This is a genomic window from Glycomyces xiaoerkulensis (genome assembly GCF_002798405.1).
GTDB lineage: Bacteria > Actinomycetota > Actinomycetes > Mycobacteriales > Micromonosporaceae > Glycomyces > Glycomyces xiaoerkulensis.
Genome location: NZ_PGGV01000040.1, coordinates 3,810 through 5,779 on the forward strand (window position 1 = coordinate 3,810; position 1,970 = coordinate 5,779).

Consider the following 1,970-nt stretch of genomic DNA (forward strand, 5'->3'; position numbering starts at 1 on the left):
GACCCACCGGCAACCCCGCCGCGCCAACACGACCGAGCCCCCAGCAGGCCTCAAGGATGGAAAACAGCGCGCAGTCGACACACCAAAAAAACAATCAGTCCACACCCGAGCAACACCCGCAGAACACACGCCCTGCAACCCGCCAGCCATCACAGCCGGCGGCACTCGGATGGTGCACCCACACCCGCGCATCAAACGCCACGAGCAGGGCCAACGGACTCCTTAGAAAGGAGGTGATCCAGCCGCACCTTCCGGTACGGCTACCTTGTTACGACTTCGTCCTAATCGCCAGCCCCACCTTCGACCACTCCCCCCGCACAAAGCGGTTGGGCCGCAGGCTTCGGGTGTTGCCAACTTTCATGACGTGACGGGCGGTGTGTACAAGGCCCGGGAACGCATTCACCGCAGCGTTGCTGATCTGCGATTACTAGCGACTCCACCTTCATCGAGCCGAGTTGCAGACTCGAATCCGAACCACGACCGGCTTTACAGAGATTCGCTCCACCTCACGGTATCGCCACCCGCTGTACCGGCCAATGTAGCATGCGTGAAGCCCTGGACATAAGGGGCATGATGACTTGACCTCATCCCCACCTTCCTCCGAGTTAACCCCGGCAGTCCCCCACGAGTCCCCACCACTACGTGCTGGCAACATGGGGCAAGGGTTGCGCTCGTTGCGGGACTTAACCCAACATCTCACGACACGAGCTGACGACAGCCATGCACCACCTGTCACCCCGCCCGAAGGACACTGCGTCTCCACAGCCATCGGGGTGATGTCAAACCCAGGTAAGGTTCTTCGCGTTGCATCGAATTAATCCGCATGCTCCGCCGCTTGTGCGGGCCCCCGTCAATTCCTTTGAGTTTTAGCCTTGCGGCCGTACTCCCCAGGCGGGGCGCTTAATGCGTTAGCTACGGCACAGAGACCACAAACGTGCCCCCACACCTAGCGCCCACCGTTTACAGCATGGACTACCAGGGTATCTAATCCTGTTCGCTCCCCACGCTTTCGCTCCTCAGCGTCAGCACAAGCCCAGAGACCCGCCTTCGCCACCGGTGTTCCTCCACATATCTGCGCATTTCACCGCTACACGTAGAATTCCAGTCTCCCCTACTTGCCTCAAGCCCGCCCGTATCCACCGCACGACCACAGTTAAGCCATGGCTTTTCACGACAGACGCGACGAGCCGCCTACGAGCCCTTTACGCCCAATAAATCCGGACAACGCTCGCGCCCTACGTCTTACCGCGGCTGCTGGCACGTAGTTAGCCGGCGCTTATTCGAACACTACCGTCACCGACCGAACACGACCGGCTTCGTCGCGAACAAAAGAGGTTTACAACCCGAAAGCCGTCATCCCTCACGCGGCGTCGCTGCATCAGGCTTCCGCCCATTGTGCAAAATTCCCCACTGCTGCCTCCCGTAGGAGTCTGGGCCGTATCTCAGTCCCAATGTGACCGACCGCCCTCTCAGGCCGGCTACCCGTCACCGCCTTGGTAGGCCATCACCCCACCAACCAGCTGATAGGCCGCGAGCCCCACCCCAGCCGCCAAAGCTTTCCACCACTGAACATGCATCCAGCAGTCACATCCGGTATTAGCCGCCGTTTCCAACGGTTATCCCAGAGCCAGGGACAGGTCACCCACGTGTTACTCACCCGTTCGCCACTCGAGTACCCACCCAAAGGCAGGCCTTTCCGTTCGACTTGCATGTGTGAAGCACGCCGCCAGCGTTCGTCCTGAGCCAGGATCAAACTCTCCAACCAAAACCAAACAACACCAACCACCACCACAACCGCAGCAGCAGCCAGCATCAAAGCATGCATCGAAGCAGACCTGACCGATTCCAAAAGGAAAAGACAGTCAAACAAACCAACCAAACCACCCCCAGCACAACACCAGGAACAGCCCAGCCAGCCCGCACGCTGACCATCCAAACACCCTGTTGAGTTCTCAAACAACACGCCACAA

Annotated in this window: 1 rRNA gene; it reads right to left on the reverse strand. The window is 59.5% G+C overall.

Features of this window, described 5'->3' with window-relative positions:
* Positions 1 to 226 precede the first annotated feature (226 nt).
* Positions 227 to 1,765: ribosomal RNA gene (locus CUT39_RS19920) — 16S ribosomal RNA — on the reverse strand.
* Positions 1,766 to 1,970: the final 205 nt, after the last annotated feature.